Genomic DNA, 18,129 nt, shown 5'->3' on the forward strand with positions numbered 1-18,129 from the left:
ACGGGTCCGCGACGGCGAGGAGGCGTGATGGAGAGCACCGGCCGCGAGGCGCGCGCCGCCGAGCGGGACCGCATCCGGCGGGCGTACCTGCGCCCCGCGGGCGAGCGCCCCGCCTCCTCCGCGCGCGGCCTGCACCACACCGCGCTGCTCAGCTCGGACGTGGAGCGCACCGTGCGCTTCTACCAGGAGGTGCTGGAGTTCCCGCTCACCGAGCTGATCGAGAACCGGGACTTCCCCGGCTCCTCGCACTTCTTCTTCGACATCGGCAACGGCAACCTGCTGGCCTTCTTCGACTTCCCCGGCCTGGACCTCGGCCCGTACGCGGAGGTGCTCGGCGGGCTGCACCACGTGGCGGTCTCGGTGGCGCCGGACCGCTGGCGGCACCTGGTCGGCAGGCTGGCGGCGGCCGGGGTCGAGCACGAGGTGCACAGCGAGGTGTCGGTGTACTTCCGCGACCCGGACGGGGCGCGGTTGGAGCTGATCGCCGACCCGCTCGGCGAGATGTACGGAACGCGGGTGCTGTGAGCGGCACGGACGTGGCGGGCCCGGTCGCCCGCTGGACCGAGGACGACCGGGAGTCGTGGGCCCGCTGGCGCTCCGAGAGCGGGGCGCCGCCGCCGCGGCGCGTCGCCCCGGCCGACGACCGCACCACGGCCGACGCCGCGTACCGCTCCGCCTGCGAGGGCACGGCGGTGCTGTGGCGCGGCGACTACCGGCAGGCCCGGCAGGTGCTGGCCGCGATGGGGCGGCGGGTGGAGCGGGCCCGCGGCAGGCGCCGCGCGGCGCGGGACACGGTGGCGCCCGCGCAGGCGTTCCACCTGCACCGCAAGGAGCAGGCCGAGCGGGCCAGGATCCTGGGCATGCTGCTGGTGCCGGTGGAGCCGGGGCACGTGGTGGCGCTGGGCCGGGCGCCGGACGTGCGCCAGGCGTGCCTTGAGGCGTACGGCCCCGCCGACGAGCCCTACCTGGTGTCGCTGCGGGAGCTGCTCGGGGTGATCGGCGCCTACGAGTGGCGGCGCAAGGGCGTGGAGGTCCCGGCGCTCGGCGGGCGGATCCACCCCCGCTACGGGGTGTTCTCACCGGTGCGCGGCGAGTACGTGGACCTGGTGGCGCGGGCCCCGCTGCCGTCCCGTGCGCTGGCGTTCGACGTGGGCACGGGCACGGGCGTGCTGGCCGCGGTGCTGGCCCGCCGGGGCGTGGCCCGGGTGGTGGCCACCGACCAGGACCCGCGGGCGCTGGCCTGCGCCCGGGAGAACGTCTCCCGGCTCGGCCTGGCCGGCCGGGTGGAGGTGGCCGAGGCCGACCTGTTCCCGGCCGCGCCGCCGCGGGCCCCGCTGGTGGTGTGCAACCCGCCGTGGCTCCCGGCCCGGCCGAGCTCCCCGGTGGAGCACGCCGTGTACGACCCGGGCAGCCGGATGCTGCTCGGCTTCCTGCGCGGCCTGGCGGGCCGTCTGGAGCCGGGCGGCGAGGGCTGGCTGGTGCTGTCGGACCTGGCCGAGCGCCTGGAGCTGCGCACCCGCGAGGAGCTGCTCGCGGCGTTCGACGAGGCGGGTCTCACCGTGGCGGGGCGGCTGGACGCGCGGCCCGCGCACCCCAAGGCGGCGCGGGAGAGCGACCCGCTGCACGCGGCCCGCGCCGGTGAGGTGACCTCCCTGTGGCGGCTCACCGGCCGGTGAGGGCGGCGCGGCGGCGGCCCGGTGCGGCGGGCCGGTGCCCGGGTGCCGGGCCGGCCGCGGCGCGCGGGCGGCGGCCCTCAGGCGTGGAGGGACAGGCCGTGCGCCGGGGTGGCGAGGGCGTGGGCGTGCGCCGGGGGCAGGACGGCGTGCACGGACGCGGTGTGGCCGGGGACCGCCCAGCTTCCGAGGAGACAGGCGTGCAGGCCCCTCATCAGCCGCTCCACGTCCGGGTAGGGCCGCACCACCAGGCGCAGGAAGCCGCTGCTGCTGCCGAGCTTGTTGCCGCACTCGCGCACGAGGACGCCGTGCTCGGCGAGCAGGTAGTCGCGCAGCCGCCCGCCGTCGGCGCCGTCGGGCAGCTTGACCAGCAGGAAGTTGCCCTGGGAGGCGAAGACCACCAGGCCGGGCACGGCGGCCAGGGCCAGCGCCATGTCGGCGCGGTCGCGGGCGAGCAGGGCCAGGCTCTGCCGGTACTGGTGGCCGTACTCCTTGAGCATGAACACCACGGTCTCGGCGAGGGCGTTGAGGTTCCACTTGGGCAGCGCGGCGCGCACCCGAGAGGCGAGCGCGGGGTTGGCGACCAGGTAGCCGAAGCGCACCCCGTGCAGGCCGAAGTTCTTCCCGAGGCTCTTGAGCACGATCACGTTGTGCCGGATCGCGGCCTCGTCGGCGACGGACGGCGCGGCCTCGGCGTCGACGAAGTCGATGAACGACTCGTCGACGACCACCAGGTCCAGGTCGGACAGCTCGTCCAGCAGCCACAGCACCTTCTGCCGGGTGAGGAAGCCGCCGTCGGGGTTGTTGGGGTTGCTGATCACGGCGGCCCGGGAGCCCCGGCGGCGCACGAACCGGACGAAGCCGTCGCAGTCCAGGGCGAAGTCCTGGTCCTCCCGGAGCCGGAACATGTCCACGCGCTTGCCGGTCTCCAGCGGCTGGTCCGTCCAGCGGCCGAACGTCGGGATCGGCACCGCGAGGCTCTCCCGGACCAGCAGGTGGTCGATCCAGGTGATCAGCTCGGTGGAGCCGTTGCCCATCACCACGGTCTGCGGGTGCAGGCCGAGCGCGGCGCACAGCTCGGCGGTCACCGTCTCGTTGTCGCTCGGGTAGTACGTCAGGATGCTCTCCAGGTCGCCCCGCAGCCGCGCGAACATCTCCGGCGGGGGGAAGTACGGGTTGCAGGGAATGCAGAAGTCGACCCGGTCGGCGCGGGTGTCGGGCGCCGACCGGTTCAGCGAGGCCCAGGACGGGCTGTGCGCGGCAGTGTGCAGCAGGCTGGTGTCGACGGGCTGGGCCACGGCGGGGGTCTCCTTAGGGGGAGGCCCGGCGTGCGCGGGCCTTCGGAGCAGCGGCGCCCGGCCCGTGAGCGGGGCCGCGGCGCGGGGACGGGGTGGGTTCAGCGGGCGCGCCGGCGCAGGACGGCGGCGGACAGGGCGGCGACGACGGCGAGGACGGCCACCAGGCCGGTGAGCAGCTTCACGGCGCCGCCGGACGAGCTGTCCGCGGACACGGGGACGGTGGAGGCCCCGCCCCCCGCGGCGGGGGCGGGGCGGGAGGTGCTGTCGGCGAGGGGCGCGGCGGGGGTCCCGGGCGCCGGGCCCCCGCGGTCGCGGGAGCCGGCCTCGCGGGTGGTGCGGCCGCCGTCCCCGCGGGCCGCGGCGGCGCCCGGGCCGCCGGTGAGCAGCACGTCGGAGCAGGAGTAGTACGTGTCCGGGGTGTCCGTGTTGCGCCAGACGGTGTACAGCACGTGGCGGCCGGTCCGGTCGCGGGGCAGCGTCCCCTCCAGCCGGTGGGCGCCGTTCACCAGGGGCGGGTCCTCGGCGGTGACGAGCGGCTCGGGGTCGAGGTCCGCCCAGGTGAGCGGCTTGTCCGGGGCGTAGCCCGGCTTGGTCAGGTACACGTGGAAGGTGCCCCGGTGGGGAATGGTCGCCCGGTAGGTGACGGTGAGGGCGGACCCGGCGGCGAGGGTGGTGGCGGGCCAGTCGCGGCGCGGCAGGTCCAGGCCGCGGAAGGCGGGCAGGCCGCCGCTGCACAGCCTGCCGTCCGGGATCACCTGGCGGTCCCGGCCGCGGACGTCGGCGACCCTGAGGTTGTCCCAGTCGGGGAACGCCCGCCCGCCGTTGGCGGCGACGGCCGCCGCGCAGGCCGCCGAGCGCGCGTCCGCCCCGCCGTCCGGCCCGCACGCCACCACCCGGGCGACCGGGTCGGTGGGGGCGCCGTGCGCCCGGGCCGGCGCGGCGGCCACCGCGGTGATCAGCAGCGGAAGCGCGGCCACGACGGCAGCGGACATGCGGTGCGCGGTCATCGGCAAGGTCCTCCCCGGCTCGGCTCGGTGGGTAGTACGCGGCGCGGGGGCGGGTGTGTTCATCGCGCGGGGCGGCTCGCGGGCGGGCCGACCCGAGGGTCACCCGTCCGGCCCATCCGGGGCCGCCGGCGACCGGTCCGCCGCGGGGGGCGGGGGCCTGCCAATTCGTGACCGTATTCGCAGCAGACGCAGGGGTTGCACGGAGGTACCGTGAAGTATCTGGTTGATCCCGGTTCGATCCTTTTGTCCCGAGAGAGGTTTCGTCCGTGGCGGACGGCTAACCCGGGCGTACCGGACTGCGAATGCCGAAGGAGGTGGGTGCAGTGACGACGCACACGCGCATCGAACACCATCCGGACCTGGTGGCCATGCGGGCCCAGTACGAGAGGGCAGGCGCGACCCCCAGTGCCCAGGCGGTGGAAGGGCTGAGCCTGCTCGCCGGGATGTACCTGGCGATATCGCCGTGGGTGGTCGGTTTCAACGGCGGGGCGACAAACACGATCGCCATCAACAACCTGATCGTCGGCCTGGCAGTGGCCGCCCTGGCGTTCAGCTTCGGCTCGATCTACGAGCGGACGCACGGCATGGGCATGGTCGCCGCGGCGCTGGGCGCGTGGACGGTCGTCGCCCCGTGGGTGGTCTCGGGCCCCGTCGACACCACCAAGATCATCGTCAGCAACATCATCACCGGCGCCCTCATCTGCCTGCTGGGCCTGACCACGATGGTCCTGGGGCGGATGGGCCGCTGACGGCCCGCCGCCCGCGGGCCCCGCACCACCGGCGGCGGCCTGCCGCCGGGTGGTGCCCCACCGCGACAACCACGATCGCAAGGAGTGAATCCCGTGGCTCAGCACGTACGGGACGTCATGACCAGGGAACCGGTCACCGTGGAGAGCCGCACGCCGATCACCGAGGTCGCCAGGAAGATGCGGGACAACGACATCGGGGCGGTGCTGGTGGTCAAGGACGACCGGCTCCAGGGCCTGGTCACCGACCGCGACCTGGTCGTCCGCGCCCTCGCCGACGAGCGCGACGCGAAGGAGACCACGGCCCACAGCGTGTGCAGCGGCCCGCTGGTCACGGTCGGCCCGGACGACGACGCCTCCCGCGCCGTGGAGCTGATGCGGGCCAACGCGCTGCGCCGCCTTCCGGTGACGGACAAGGAGCAGCACCCCGTCGGGATCGTCAGCATCGGCGACATGGCCATCGAGCGCGACGAGGAGTCCGCGCTCGCCGACATCAGCGCCGCCGAACCCAACCGCTGACCTCGGCGTGCCGGTCCCGGCGGCACCGCCCGCACGGAGCCGCCGGGGCCGGCATCCTCCTCGGGAGACCTCCAGGGGCCCGTGAGCCGACCGGTTCGCGGGCCCCTGGACGGTCGCCCCCCGGAGTGAACCCTTCTTGCCGGCCGCCGTTCCCTTGCGTGCGGTGTACGCGGATCCGCGTGCGTCGTACGCGGCCCCGTCCCGCCGCCGCGCGCAGCGGACGCGGACGAAGCGCCCGAATGGGTAGGCTTGTCCGCAATCCGGGAGGGCGAGGCGATGAGCACGGCGCACAGCGGAAGCGGCGATGTGCCGCGCAGCATGGAGCTGCTGTGGGGCACCGCGGCGCGGCCCAGCCGGGGCCCGCGGCCGGGGCTGACGCTGGAGCGGATCGTCACCGCCGCCGTCGCGGTGGCCGACGCCGAGGGGATCGGCGCGCTGTCCATGCGCCGGGTCGCCGCGGAGCTCGGGGTCGGCACGATGTCGCTGTACCGCTACCTGCCCGGCAAGGGCGAGCTGCTCGACCTGATGCTGGACCGGGTCAGCGGGGAGGACCTGCCGCCCCGCGGGGAGCGGCCGGAGCCGGGCGCCGGCTGGCGCGCCGAGGTGGAGGCCGCGGCCCGCCGCTCCTGGGCGCTGTATCACCGCCATCCGTGGCTGCTCCAGGTGGACCAGGCGCGCCCGCTGCTCGGCCCCAACGCGGTGCGCGGCGTGGAGCGCTTCCTCTCGGGCATCGACGGGGTCGGGCTCGGCGACCGGGAGATGGTGGCCGTGCTCGCGCTCGTCGGCAGCTTCGTCGCCGGCATGGCCAGGGACCACCTGGCCGCGGTCGAGGCCGAGCGGCGCACCGGGGTCAGCGACGCGGACTTCTGGGCCGCGCAGGTCCCCGTGCTGGGCAGGGTGCTGCGCGGCGGCGACTACCCCACCCTGGCCCGGATCGGCGAGGACGCCTGGCAGGGCGGGGAGTTCTACTTCGAGTTCGGGCTCCAGCGGCTGCTGGACGGCCTGGACGCCCACATCGCGGCCCGCGCGGCGGCGCGCGAGAGCGCCGCACCCGGGTCGCCGGGAGGGCCGGGCGAGGGCGGGCGCCGCGGGAGCGGTTCGCCGGGGAGTACCTGAGCGGGGCGGACGGGGATTCGACGACAGGCCCTAACCTGGCTCGATGGACTCCCCCGCCGAGCGGCGCCCCGCCGGCCCCGACCGCGGTGACCCGCGCACCGCCCTGGAGCGCGCTGCGCTCGAACTCGTCACCGAGCGGGGCCCGCACGGCTTCACGCTCACCGAGGCGGGCCGCAGGGCGGGCGTGGGCGGGGCGGCGCCCGGCGAGCACTTCCCCGACCGCGACGCCCTGCTCGCCGCGCTGGCCGCGAAGGGCTACCGCGAGCAGCTCGCCCGCTTCGTCGAGGCGCTCCGGGCGGGCGGCGACCCCGCCGAGCAGTTGGCCGCGTTCGCCGCCGCCCATGTGCGCTTCGCCGCCGAGGAGCCGGCCCTCTTCGACGTCACCTTCAACGCCGGCCTGGACGCGTCCCACCACCCCGAACTCGCCGCGGCGCGGGACGCGCTGGCGACCGCGCTGGTGCCCGTGGTGAGCCGCCTCGCCACCGACCCGGCCGCCGCCTTCGACCTGCTGCTCCGCATCACCGCGGCGGGCCACGGCCTGGCCGCCTTCCTCCGCCAGGGCCTGTCCGGCATGACCGGGCCGCCGCCCCCAGGGACGGAGACCGGCGCTGGCCCGGCCGCCCCGCGGGAGGACGGCTGAGCGGCGCGCCCGCTCAGCTCTCCCGCCGGGCCGCCCGCCACTCCGGGGCCAGCACCGACCACACCTCCACGTCGTGCCGCTTGCCCCGGTGCGGGTAGCTCTCCCTGAGCACGCCCTCCTTGGTCATCCCGAGCCGCCGGGCCACGGCGATGCTGGCCTCGTTCGCCGACGAGGCCAGCCACTCGACGCGGTGGATGCCGCGCTCCTCGACGGCCCAGTCGATGGTCACCCGCACGGCCCGGGTGACCAGGCCCCGGCCCACCGCGGACGGCTCGAGCCAGCAGCCCGCCTCGGCGGTGCCCAGGCCGGGGTCCATCGCCCGGAAGAGGACCCCGCCGACCAGCTTGCCGTCCGTCCAGATACCCCAGATGCGCCCGCTGTCGGCGGCGGCCTTCTCCGCGTAGCGCTGGAGGACCGACCGGCTGGACTCCAGGTCCGTGACGGTGTCGGGGAAGGCGATGTGCCGCCCGATGAACTCCCGCCCCCGCTCGATGTGGGCCAGGAACTCCTCCGCCCGCCACGGTTCGAGCGGGCGCAGCTCGGCGCCGTCGTCGCCCAGGGATATCGCGTACATCGTGTCGTCCTCCGCGTTCACCGTGTCCAGCCGAGCGCCGGGGAGCGATCTTCTCACGGACGCGGGACCGTGCCGCCGGATGCGCGCGGCCGCGGAACCGCCCGCTCCGCGAGCGTTGACATGCGCATGGCTCACTAGTTCAATCACGCATTAAGTCAGGGTATAAGAAAAGCGCGGGCTCGCACCCCACGGCGCGAGCCGAGGCCGCGCTCCTTCGCCCGCCCACCGCCCGCACGGCCGCACCTGCTGCGGCCGCGCCGGCCGCCGCCCGGGCGCCGCAGCAGCGGAGACGGCCGGCGCGCCGGTGACCGCAGAGAGGCAGGGACGCCTTGAGATCCCCCCGCACCATCGGCTCGGCCCGCCGTCCGCTGGCGGCGCTGACCGTCGCGCTGCTCGCCGTCGCCGCGATGCTCGCCTCCCCCGGACTGACGCCGCCGGCAGCGGCGGCGGGCGAACGCGTCGACGTCTGGCTGACCACCACCTCCGACTCCGGCGGCCGCACCGTCACCCGGGGTCTTCAGCAGCAGGCACCCATCGCGTTCGGCTCCGGCGGCGGCAGCGCCGCCCACACCGTCACCGTGGACGAGAACGTCAGGTACCAGCAGTTCGAGGGGGGCGGCGCCTCCATCACCGACACCACCGCCCATCTGCTGCGCGGCGGAGCGGTCAGCGCCGCCACCCGGGACGCGGTGATGCGCAGGCTGTTCTCGCCGACCGAGGGCATCGGCCTGTCGTTCGTGCGCAACCCGATCGGCGCCTCCGACCTGTCCCGGCCCGGCCATGTGTCGCTGGACGACACCTGCTGCGACCTGTCCGACTTCGGGGCCAACGGCTACGACACCGACGTGCGGCTGCTGACCGTCCAGGCCAAGCAGCTCAACCCGGCGCTGCGGGTCAAGGGCGTGCCGTGGAGCGCGCCCGGCTGGATGAAGGACAACGGCCGGATGGACCAGATGGGCTGGCTGAAGTGGGAGTACTACCCCATGTACGCGCAGTACCTGGTCAAGTACATCCAGAGCTACCAGGCCGCCGGCGTCCCGGTGGACTACCTGTCGGTGCAGAACGAGCCCAACTGCTGCCAGGCCGCCAACCCCACCGCCATGAACTACCCCGGCATGAGCTGGAACCCCTCCGGCCTGGTGGAGTTCACCAAGAACCACGTCTACCCGGCGTTCCGGGCCGCGGGCATCAACACCAAGGTGCTCGTCCACGACTGGAACTACGGCGACTACGCCGACTTCGGCTCCGGGGTCCTGGGCGACGCCGGGGTGCGCAACGACCCGCTGTTCGGCGGCATCGCCTGGCACGGCTACTTCGGCGACCCGGCGGTGGGCACCCAGGTCCGCAACCAGTACCCGAACGTGCGGCAGTTCAGCACCGAGCACTCCGGCGGGACCTGGATCGCCGACCAGCACAACGAGGACATGGCCGACATCGTCAACTACGGCCGCAACTGGAGCGGCAGCATCGTCAAGTGGAGCCTGGCCCTGAACCAGAACATGGGCCCGCACAACGGCGGCTGCGGCACCTGCACCGGACTGATCACGGTGCAGGAGGGCGGCCCGCGGGCCGGCCAGGTCGACTACACCGTCGAGTACTACACCACCGGCCACCTGACGAAGTTCGTGCGGCCCGGCGCCCACCGCATCGACTCCACCGCGAACGGCACCGTGCAGAACATCGCCTGGCGCAACACCGACGGCTCCAAGGCGCTGATCGCGCACAACGGCGGCACCTCCGCCCAGTCGGTCCGCGTCAACTGGGGCGGCCAGTCCTTCACCTACACCCTGCCCGCCCGCACCAGCGCCACCTTCACCTGGTCGGGCACCCAGAGCGGCGGCACCGGCGGCACCACCGGCATCCTCACCGGCCTGGCCGGCAAGTGCCTCGACGTGGCGGGCGCCTCCACCGCCGACGGCACCCCCGTCCAGCTCACCTCCTGCAACGGCTCGGCCGCCCAGCGCTGGACCGTCGCCGCCGACGGCAGCGTCCGCGCCCTGGGCAAGTGCCTGGACGTCTCCGGCGGCTCCACCGCGGACGGCGCCCAGGTGCAGTTGTACACATGCAACGGCACCGGCGCCCAGCGCTGGACCTACAACGCCACCACCCACGACGTGGTCAACACTCCCGCCGACAAGTGCCTCGACGTCACCGGCAACTCCTCCGCCGACGGCACCCGCACCCAGATCTGGACGTGCACCGGCGCGGCCAACCAGAAGTGGACGCTGAACCCGGTGTGATCCGCCGGACCCCCCACCGGCGCGGCGGGCGCCGGGCGCCCGCCGCGCCGGGTGTCCGCGCCGGTCTCAGCGGTCCAGCTCATCCCTGATCGGGGACCTGGGGACGTCGCGCAGGTGCTGGGACTGGCCGGGGCGGCCACCCTGCCTGGCCTGGCGGGCGCGCTGGTCCTCGTCGAGGTCGAGGTCGGAGTCGGGGTCGACCCGGACCGAGTGGGCCACGTCGTCGCGGTTGCGGTACTCCTCCGCGGGGATGCCCCGCAGGGCGGCGACCACCTCCTGCGGGGCGCCCTTGCGGCGGGCGGCGGCCACGAGGTCGTCCTTGCCCGCCGGGAAGCGGACGTCCTTCACCGCGTCCAGCACCTGCCGCACGCTCGTGTGCGCCATGTCTGCCTCCTCCGGCTCGTCGTGGGGCTCTCCCGGGCGCCTCTCCGGTGATCCCGCCCGGTATTCCTCTCGATGCGGTCGAGGACGGGGTCGAGGACGCGATCGAGGGCGGGTCGAGTGGCCGGTCACTAGGGTCACTGGGCATTCGCACACCCGTACCCCGCAGGGAAGAGTCTTCGAACGTGGCAACGCTCACCGGCCCCGCCCGTCGTCCGGCGCGGTACCTGCGCACCGTCGCCGAGCTCGCCCGGCACCCCTACGCCGGAGCCGAGAACCTGTACCGCACCCACGGCCCGGTCTGGCAACTGGGCACCGGCAGCCACTCCTGGGTGTATCTGCTGGGCCCGGAGGCGAACCGTTTCATCTTCGCCAACTCCCACCTCTTCCGCTGGCGCGAGGCGTTCGAGCAGTTGATCCCCGTGGACGGCGAGACGGCCCTGATCGTCAGCGACGGGGAGGAGCACCGCCGCAGGCGGCGCCTGGTCGCCCCGGCCTTCCACCGCCAGGCCGTGGACCGCTACGTCGAGGTCATGCACGCGCGCGCCGACGAGGCGATGGCGGGCTGGGCGGGGCGCACCGTCGACCTGTACCAGGAGCTGCGGGCGGTGGTGCGGCGCATCACCATCGAGGTGCTGTTCGGCAGCAGGCTGGCCGCGGACGAGGACCTGCTGGGGCGGAAGCTGCAACTGGTCCTCGACCTGATCAACGGCTCGCCGCTGCTGCACCGGGTGCGCAGCCTCGGCCTGCCCGGCTACCGCAGGGCGCTGGCCGCGCGCGCCGAGGTCGCGGTCCGGGTCCGCGCCGAGATCGAGCACCGGCGCCGCCATCCGGACGAGGACGCCTGGGACGTGCTGAGCCTGCTGGTGGACGCCAGGGACGACAGCGGGGACGCGCTCAGCGAGGTGGAGATCCTGGACCAGGTGATCAGCCTGATCGCCGCCGGGTACGACTCGACGAGCGCGGCGGTGTCCTGGGCGGCGCACGCGATGGCCCGCGACCGGGCGGTGTGGGAGCGGGCCCGCGCCGAGGTGCGCGAGGTGCTGCCGGACGGCCGTCCCGTCACCGCCGCGGACGTGCCGCGCCTGGTGTACCTGGAGCGGGTGGTGAACGAGACGATGCGGCTGTACCCGGCCGCCCCGTTCAACGCCCGCAAGGTGGCCGTGCCGTTCACCTTCGACGGCCACCGCGTGCCGGGCGGCGCGCTGCTGGTGCTCAGCCCCTACGTCACCCACCGGCTGCCCGAGGTGTGGCCCGACCCGCTGCGCTTCGACCCCGATCGCTGGGACCCGGACGCGCCGGGGTACCGCAAGCCGGGCCCGCACGAGTTCCTGCCGTACGGCGGCGGGCCGCACCGCTGCATCGGCGCGGTCTTCGCGACCGTGGAGATGAAGGTGATCCTGGCGCAACTGCTGCGGCGGGTGGAGCTGCGCTTCCCCGTCACCCCGTACGGCCGTCCGATCGGGTTCACGGTGATGCGGCCGGACCGGCTGCCCGCCCGGGTCACGGCCGCGCGCGGGTAGCCGGGCCGGGCGGGCCCGCCCGGCCCGGGCCGCGGTCACGGCGTCAGCAGCACCTTGCCCGTGTTGCGCCGCTGCTGGAGCCTGCGGTGCGCGTCGGCCGCCCGCTCGAAGGGGAACACCTCGTCGATGCGGGGCCGCACCGCCCCCTCGCCGTACAGCTCCAATACGCGCTCCATCTGGGGGCCCAGGATCTCCCGCTGGTCCCACATGTGGCCCAGGTTGACCCCGGCCACGGTGCGGTTGGTGTCCATCAGGCCGATCGGGGAGAACAGCGGCACGGCGGCCAACTGCCGCACCAGCCGGGCGGGGCTGCGCCGCTCGCCCACCGCCATGTTGCTGAAGCCGTAGGCGACCAGGCGCCCGGCGGGCCGCAGCAGCCGGTAGCCGCGGCGCCAGTCCCGGCCGCCGAGCGGGTCGAGCACCAGGTCCACGCCCTCGCCGCCGGTCAGGCGCCGCACCTCGCGGGCGTAGTCGCGGGTGCGGTAGTCCACCGGGTGGTCGCAGCCCTCCTCGCGCAGCCGCTCGTGCTTGGCCGCGGAGGCGGTGCCGAAGACGGTGACGCCCTCCACGGTGCGGCACAACTGGAGCACGGCGATACCGACGCCCCCGGCCGCCTGGTGCACCAGCACCCGGTCGCCCGGGCGCAGGCCGCCCACCCGGAACAGCAGGTGGTGGGCGGTCAGGTAGTTGACGGGCAGCGAGGCGGCCTCCTCGAAGCTCATCGCCTCGGGCAGCGGCGCGGTGCTCTCCGCGGGGACGCACACCGCCTCGGCGTGCCCGCCGAAGCGGCAGGAGGCCAGCACCCGGGTGCCGACGGCGGGCTCGGCCACGCCCTCGCCCACCGCGTCCACCACGCCCGCGGCCTCGTAGCCGACGACGCAGGGCGGCTTGGGCGCGTCCTGGTAGAGCCCCATGCGGGCCATCACGTCCGAGAAGTTCAGCCCGGCGGCGCGGACCCGCACCCGGACCTCGCCGGGGCCGGGCTCGGGCTCGGGGCCCTCGCGGACCTGAAGCGTCTCGGGTCCTCCGTGGCGGGTGATCCACACGGCGCGCATGACGGCCTCCCAGCGGGCAGCGGAACAGCAGTGGCGGAAACGGCAGTGGTCGAAGGGGCCACTGTGGCACCGGTGACCGGGCCGTCAACACCCTTTCGCCGGGCCCCCCGCGCCTCGCTCGAGACACGCCGGAAGTCCCGCTCGAACCCGGCTGGAGGCTCCTGCCCGGACCGACCGGCCCGCCACCGGCCGGTTCGGGGCCGGTTCGGGCCGAGGGCGGGCCGGTGCGGGCCCGCCGTCAGCGGATGCCGTCGGCGACGACCCGGGCGATCGCCGCGGCGAACTCCTCCACGGAGTCCCGCCGCGGTTCGGCCTCGCCCATGAAGTGCCGCAGGAACGCCCGCTGGTAGCAGGCGCCGAGCAGCAGCGAGGCGGCCGCCTCCGGGTCGGCGTCGGCGCGGATCCGGCCGTGGTCGCGCTCGGCGCGCAGGTACTCGGCCAGGGCGCGCAGCGGGGTGTGCGGGCCGGTGCCGAGCGCGCGCAGGCCCTCGCGGTGCCGTTCCAGCAGCGCGGTCTCGGCCAGCAGGGAGGAGGCGATGGGCACGCTGGAGTCGTAGAACAGCGCGGCCCGGCAGGCGATGTCGGTGAGGCACTCCTCCACGGTGCGCCCGCCGGGGTCGTCGGTGAGCTCGGCGAGCAGCGCGCCGAGCGGGGGCAGCCGCTCGCCGAGCACGGTGACGAACAGCTCCTCCTTGCCGGAGAAGTGCTTGTACAGGGCGGCCTCCGAGCACCCGGCGGCGCGGGCGATCTCCCGGGTGGTGACGCGGGCCAGCCCGATGGTGCGCATCAGGTGCTCGGCGGCGTCCAGGAGGCGCTGCCGGGTCGGCACAGCGGGCGCGGGGCGCTCGGCCATCGCGGGGACCTGCCTTTCACCGTCGCCTGAGCGGTCGTCCAGGCGGTCGTCGCAGACTCCGGCCGGTCACCCGGCCCGCCACCGCACCGCCTTGACGGATCGGTGACGCGCTACCCACCCTAGTGGTGAGTAAACGCTCACCCACCAACGGGGGACGCGGGACGGACCAGGAAGGACCTGCGATGGAGCTCACGGTGTTCGGGGCGACGGGCGGCACGGGCGGGCAGATGGTGCGGCAGGCGCTGGACGCGGGCCACCGGGTGACGGCGGTGGTGCGCGACCCGGCGCGGCTCACCGCCGACCACCCGGCGCTGGAGGTCGTCACCGCCGACGTCACCGACCCCGCCGCGCTGGCCCCCGCGGTGGCCGGGCGGGACGCGGTGCTGTCCGGGCTCGGGGCGCGGGGCAGGAAGGGCACGGGCATCGCGTCGGCCGCCGCGGGCGCGATCCTGCGGGCCATGGCGGAGACGGGCACCCGCCGGTTCCTGGCGGTGAGCGCGGTGCCGGTGGGGCCGACGCCCGCGGACGAGGGGGTGCTGTACCGGTCGGTGGTGCTGCCGCTGCTGCGGGCGGCGCTGCGCGAGGTGTACGCGGACCTGGCCGCGATGGAGGCGGAGATCCGGCGCGGCGGCGCGGAGTGGACGGTGGTGCGCCCGCCGCGGCTGACGGACGGGCCGGTCACCGGGCGGTACCGCACGGCGGTGGGGGGCAGGGTGCGGCGCGGCCGGTCGATCTCCCGGGGGGACCTGGCGCACGCGATGCTGGCGCTCGCGGCGGACCCGGCGGCGGTCAAGCAGGTGGTGGAGGTGGCCTACTGAGCCGGGGGCCGGGGGCCGGGGGCCGGGGGCGCCCGGGCGCGGGAGGGGCCCGGAGGGCGCGGGGAGACGGCCGCGGCCCGACCGGGTCTTGACAGGCCGACGCGGTATTGACAGATACCCGTCAAGAGCTGAGCCTGGGCGGGCACGCCCGTGCGCACCGCGCGCAGGCCGAAGCCGCGCGGCGGGCACGCCGGATCCGCGTCCCCACTCGTCCACACCCGCGGGCCAGCGGGAGTCAGGAGACGCCACCCATGCGGTCCTTCCGCCCGGGGCTCGCCACGGCGGCCGTAGCCGCGCTGGCCTGCTCCCTCGCCCTCACCGGCCTCGCCGGTGCGCCGAGCACCGCCGCCCCGTCCTCCCCCACCTCCGCCGAGGCCACGACGTACCTCGTCGGCCGCGGCATCTCCGACGTCACCGGGGAGATCGCCGAAGTCGGCATGATGGGGTACTCCAGCTTCGACCAGAAGGCCACCGGGCTGCACCAGCGCCAGCGCTCCCGCGCCTTCGTGGTCGTGGACCAGGACAGCGGCAAGCGCGTCGCCTACGTCAACGCCGACCTGGGGATGATCTTCCAGTCGGTGCGGCAGGAGGTCCTGCGGAAGCTGGCGCAGCGGTACGGGTCGCTGTACGGCGAGGAGAACGTGCTGCTCTCGGCCACCCACACCCACGCGGGCACCGGCGGCCACTCCCACCACCTGGCGTACAACCTGTCGGTCCTCGGCTTCCAGAAGGCCACCTTCGACGCGATCGTGAACGGCATCGTGGAGTCCGTCGCCGAGGCCCACCAGGACCTCAGGCCCGGCACCATCACCCTGGGCCGCGGCGAGCTGACCAACGCCAGCGTCAACCGCTCCCGCGCCGCCTTCGACAAGAACCCCGCCGCCGACCGGGCCGCGTTCCCCGGAGCCATCGACCCGGCGATGACCGTGCTGCGCTTCCGCCAGGGCGGTGCCGACGTCGGCGCGATCAGTTGGTTCGCCACCCACACCACGTCGCTGACGAACAAGAACACACTCATCAGCCCCGACAACAAGGGGTACGCCGCATACCACTGGGAGCACGACCACGAGGGCGTGCGGTACCTGGACGACGCCCCCGGCTTCGTCGCGGCGTTCCCCAACACCAACGCGGGCGACATGTCCCCGAACCTCAACCTGAAGCCGGGCTCGGGACCCACCGAGGACGAGGTGGAGAACACCCGGATCATCGGCGAGCGCCAGTTCACCAAGGCCAAGCAGGTCTATGACAGCGCGAGCACCCCGGTCGGCGGCGCCGTGGACCACCGCATGGCGTACGTGGACATGGAGAACGTCACCGTGGACGGCGCGTACACCCCGGACGGCAAGCAGCACACCACGTGCCCCGCCACCGTGGGCGCCTCCACGTTCGCGGGCAGCATCGAGGACGGGCCCGCCCTGCCGGGCTTCACCGAGGGCATGCTCAGCCCCGTCGCGAAGTGGCTGGAGCCGCTGCACATCGAGCCCCCGGAGTGGCTGGTCGGCTGCCAGTACCCGAAGGCGTCCCTGGTGCCGACCGGCCTGGTGAACGAACCGCTGCCGTTCACCCCGCGGATCCTGCCGCTCCAGATCGTCCGGATCGGGCAGCTCTACCTGGTGGCCGGGCCCGCCGAGTACACCATCGTCTCCGGGCTGCGGATCAGGCGCTCGGTCGCGCAGGCCCTCGGGGTGCCGCTGGAGAACGTGCTCATGCAGGGGTACGCCAACGCGTACAGCCAGTACGTCACCACGCCCGAGGAGTACCGCACCCAGAACTACGAGGGCGGCTCCACCCTGTACGGCATGTACACGCTGCCCGCGCAGCAGCAGGAGTTCGCCCGGCTCGCCAGGGCCATGCGGGACGGCACCGCGGTGCCGCGCGGCCCGCAGCCGCCGGACCTGTCGGACCGGCAGCTCAACCTCCAGACCGGGGTGGTCCGCGACAGCGCGCCGTCCGGGACGGCGTTCGGTCAGGTGACGACGGAGCCCGCCGCGTCGTACGCGCGCGGGGCCACCGCGACGGTGGAGTTCGTCACCGGTCACCCGAAGAACGACCTGCACCGCAACGGGACGTTCCTGGAGGTGCAGCGGCTGGTCGACGGCGCGTGGACGCGGTACCTGGACGACGGCGACTGGCAGACCCGCTACCGCTGGTCCCGGCTGGACTGGGCCGCGGGCACCTCCAAGGCGACCATCACCTGGGACATCGGCCCCGAGACCCCGCCCGGCACGTACCGCATCACCCACTCGGGGGACTGGAAGAACCTGACGGGCAAGATCACCCCCTTCACCGGGGCGTCGCGGGAGTTCACGGTTCGGTAGGGGCCCGGGTGGGGACCGGGGCCCGGGCCGGGACGCGGACCGCGGGCCCCACGGATCCGGGCCCCGCGCGGGAACCGGGCGGCAGCCCCGGTGCGGCGAGGCCGACGGGTCGCCGATTGACACCCCGGTCGCCTGCTGGTGAGACTGCCCCCGCCCGCCACCCGATCACTCGCGCTCCCCGAGAGGACCCACGTGAAGCCCCCGCACCACCTCGCCGCCGAGGATCGCTACACCCACATGGAGTACAAGCGCTGCGGGCGCAGCGGAGTGCTGCTGCCCAAGGTGTCGCTCGGCCTGTGGCACAACTTCGGCGACGGCCACCCGATGGAGATCCAGCGCGCGGTCCTGCGCCGCGCCTTCGACCGCGGAGTGACCCACTTCGACCTGGCCAACAACTACGGCCCGCCGTACGGCTCGGCCGAGGCCAACTTCGGCGTCCACTTCGCCCGCGACTTCCGGCCGTACCGGGACGAGCTGTTCATCTCCACCAAGGCGGGCTACGACATGTGGCCGGGCCCGTACGGCGAGTTCGGCTCGCGCAAGCACCTGCTGGCCAGCCTGGACCAGTCGCTGGCCCGGACGGGCCTGGAGTACGTGGACGTCTTCTACTCGCACCGGCCCGACGAGGTCACCCCGCTGGAGGAGACGGTCGGCGCGCTGGACGCGGCGGTGCGCCAGGGCAAGGCGCTGTACGTGGGGCTGTCCAACTACAGCCCCGAGCGGATGGTGCAGGCGGCGCGGATGCTGCGCGAACTCGGCACCCCGCTGCTGATCAACCAGCACGCCCACAGCATGCTGGACCGCACCGTCGAGCGGAACGGGCTGCTGGCGGCGTCCGCCGAGCAGGGCGCGGGCGTGATCGCGTACTCGCCGCTGGCGCAGGGACAGCTCACCGACCGCTACCTCAACGGCGTGCCCGCGGACTCCCGGGCGGCCGTCGGGCACTTCCTGAAGCGGGAGTCGCTCACCGAGGAGCAGCTGGCGCTGCTGCGTTCGCTGGACTCGTTCGCCAAGGCGCGCGGGTGCACCCTGGCCCAGTTGGCGCTGGCGTGGGTGCTGCGCGACGAGCGGGTCACCTCCGTGCTGATCGGCGCGAGCAGCGTGCCCCAGCTCGACCAGAACCTCGGCGTGCTGGACACCGCCCCGCTGGACGAGGACGAACTGGCCGAGCTGGACGGCCTGCTGGGCTGACGGCCCGCTCCGCGCCCACGGCCGCCGCCCGGCGGCTCACCCCCTCCCGGCCCGCCGCCGCCCCGCCCGGGGAGACGCCGCCCCGGGCGCCGCGGTGCGGTGCGCCGGGGGCGGCGGGTCGTCCGGGGCGGCGCGCCCGGGGTCGGCGCCGAGGCCGAGCAGCGCGAGCGCGGCGGG

At 74.8% G+C, this 18,129-nt stretch carries 17 protein-coding genes; 11 read left to right on the plus strand and 6 right to left on the minus strand.

What is annotated here, in order from left to right; genetic code table 11:
• The first annotated feature begins 27 nt into the window (after positions 1-27).
• Positions 28-525 carry a VOC family protein gene (locus tag ACYVO2_RS12830; RefSeq protein WP_461007851.1) on the plus strand — a complete coding sequence of 166 codons (498 nt, stop codon included), beginning with the start codon at positions 28-30 and terminating at the stop codon, positions 523-525.
• Positions 522-1,676: a methyltransferase gene (locus ACYVO2_RS12835; RefSeq protein ID WP_461007852.1), complete on the plus strand. Its 1,155-nt coding sequence runs from the start codon at positions 522-524 to the stop codon at positions 1,674-1,676. The genes ACYVO2_RS12830 and ACYVO2_RS12835 overlap by 4 nt, the downstream gene beginning before the upstream one ends.
• Before the next feature lie 77 nt (positions 1,677-1,753).
• Here the strand turns inward: ACYVO2_RS12835 and ACYVO2_RS12840 are convergent, their stop codons facing one another.
• Positions 1,754-2,971 carry a pyridoxal phosphate-dependent aminotransferase gene (locus tag ACYVO2_RS12840; protein ID WP_461007853.1) on the minus strand — a complete coding sequence of 406 codons (1,218 nt, stop codon included), beginning with the start codon at positions 2,969-2,971 and terminating at the stop codon, positions 1,754-1,756.
• Positions 2,972-3,069: 98 nt separating this feature from the next.
• Complete coding sequence (locus ACYVO2_RS12845; RefSeq protein WP_461007854.1) at positions 3,070-3,978, minus strand: lytic polysaccharide monooxygenase; 909 nt, start codon at positions 3,976-3,978, stop codon at positions 3,070-3,072.
• Between the two features lie 323 nt (positions 3,979-4,301).
• On the opposite strand from ACYVO2_RS12845, the gene ACYVO2_RS12850 reads away from it, so the two are divergent.
• From ACYVO2_RS12850 to ACYVO2_RS12865, 4 genes are all read left to right on the plus strand, one after another.
• A complete protein-coding gene (locus tag ACYVO2_RS12850; protein WP_461007855.1) occupies positions 4,302-4,727 on the plus strand; it encodes an SPW repeat protein in 426 nt (141 codons plus the stop codon).
• Positions 4,728-4,820: 93 nt separating this feature from the next.
• A complete protein-coding gene (locus ACYVO2_RS12855; protein ID WP_461007856.1) occupies positions 4,821-5,243 on the plus strand; it encodes a CBS domain-containing protein in 423 nt (140 codons plus the stop codon).
• A gap of 276 nt (positions 5,244-5,519) precedes the next feature.
• On the plus strand, positions 5,520-6,359 hold the full coding sequence (locus ACYVO2_RS12860) for a TetR/AcrR family transcriptional regulator (RefSeq protein WP_461007857.1): 840 nt from the start codon (positions 5,520-5,522) through the stop codon (positions 6,357-6,359).
• Positions 6,360-6,402: 43 nt separating this feature from the next.
• A complete protein-coding gene (locus ACYVO2_RS12865) occupies positions 6,403-6,999 on the plus strand; it encodes a TetR/AcrR family transcriptional regulator (RefSeq protein WP_461007858.1) in 597 nt (198 codons plus the stop codon).
• A 13-nt stretch (positions 7,000-7,012) separates the two neighbouring features.
• On the opposite strand, the gene ACYVO2_RS12870 is transcribed toward ACYVO2_RS12865, so the two are convergent.
• Complete coding sequence (locus ACYVO2_RS12870; protein WP_461007871.1) at positions 7,013-7,573, minus strand: GNAT family N-acetyltransferase; 561 nt, start codon at positions 7,571-7,573, stop codon at positions 7,013-7,015.
• A 407-nt stretch (positions 7,574-7,980) separates the two neighbouring features.
• On the opposite strand from ACYVO2_RS12870, the gene ACYVO2_RS12875 reads away from it, so the two are divergent.
• On the plus strand, positions 7,981-9,813 hold the full coding sequence (locus ACYVO2_RS12875; RefSeq protein ID WP_461007872.1) for a ricin-type beta-trefoil lectin domain protein: 1,833 nt from the start codon (positions 7,981-7,983) through the stop codon (positions 9,811-9,813).
• Between the two features lie 66 nt (positions 9,814-9,879).
• On the opposite strand, the gene ACYVO2_RS12880 is transcribed toward ACYVO2_RS12875, so the two are convergent.
• Positions 9,880-10,197 carry a DUF2795 domain-containing protein gene (locus ACYVO2_RS12880; RefSeq protein ID WP_461007859.1) on the minus strand — a complete coding sequence of 106 codons (318 nt, stop codon included), beginning with the start codon at positions 10,195-10,197 and terminating at the stop codon, positions 9,880-9,882.
• Positions 10,198-10,379: 182 nt separating this feature from the next.
• Here ACYVO2_RS12880 and ACYVO2_RS12885 point away from each other — a divergent pair, with 182 nt between their 5' ends.
• Complete coding sequence (locus tag ACYVO2_RS12885; protein ID WP_461007860.1) at positions 10,380-11,717, plus strand: cytochrome P450; 1,338 nt, start codon at positions 10,380-10,382, stop codon at positions 11,715-11,717.
• Positions 11,718-11,752: 35 nt separating this feature from the next.
• Here ACYVO2_RS12885 and ACYVO2_RS12890 read toward each other — a convergent pair whose 3' ends face one another.
• Entirely contained in the window at positions 11,753-12,772 is a 1,020-nt protein-coding gene (locus ACYVO2_RS12890) for a synaptic vesicle VAT-1 family membrane protein (RefSeq protein WP_461007861.1), read from the minus strand.
• Positions 12,773-13,010: 238 nt separating this feature from the next.
• On the minus strand, positions 13,011-13,625 hold the full coding sequence (locus ACYVO2_RS12895; protein ID WP_461007862.1) for a TetR/AcrR family transcriptional regulator: 615 nt from the start codon (positions 13,623-13,625) through the stop codon (positions 13,011-13,013).
• A gap of 182 nt (positions 13,626-13,807) precedes the next feature.
• On the opposite strand from ACYVO2_RS12895, the gene ACYVO2_RS12900 reads away from it, so the two are divergent.
• From ACYVO2_RS12900 to ACYVO2_RS12910, 3 genes are all read left to right on the plus strand, one after another.
• Positions 13,808-14,443: an NAD(P)-dependent oxidoreductase gene (locus tag ACYVO2_RS12900; protein WP_461007863.1), complete on the plus strand. Its 636-nt coding sequence runs from the start codon at positions 13,808-13,810 to the stop codon at positions 14,441-14,443.
• A 251-nt stretch (positions 14,444-14,694) separates the two neighbouring features.
• Entirely contained in the window at positions 14,695-16,761 is a 2,067-nt protein-coding gene (locus ACYVO2_RS12905) for a neutral/alkaline ceramidase (RefSeq protein ID WP_461007864.1), read from the plus strand.
• A gap of 237 nt (positions 16,762-16,998) precedes the next feature.
• Positions 16,999-17,952: an aldo/keto reductase gene (locus tag ACYVO2_RS12910; protein WP_461007873.1), complete on the plus strand. Its 954-nt coding sequence runs from the start codon at positions 16,999-17,001 to the stop codon at positions 17,950-17,952.
• Positions 17,953-18,129 lie beyond the last annotated feature (177 nt).

The sequence above is a fragment of the Streptomyces capparidis genome (assembly GCF_054782095.1).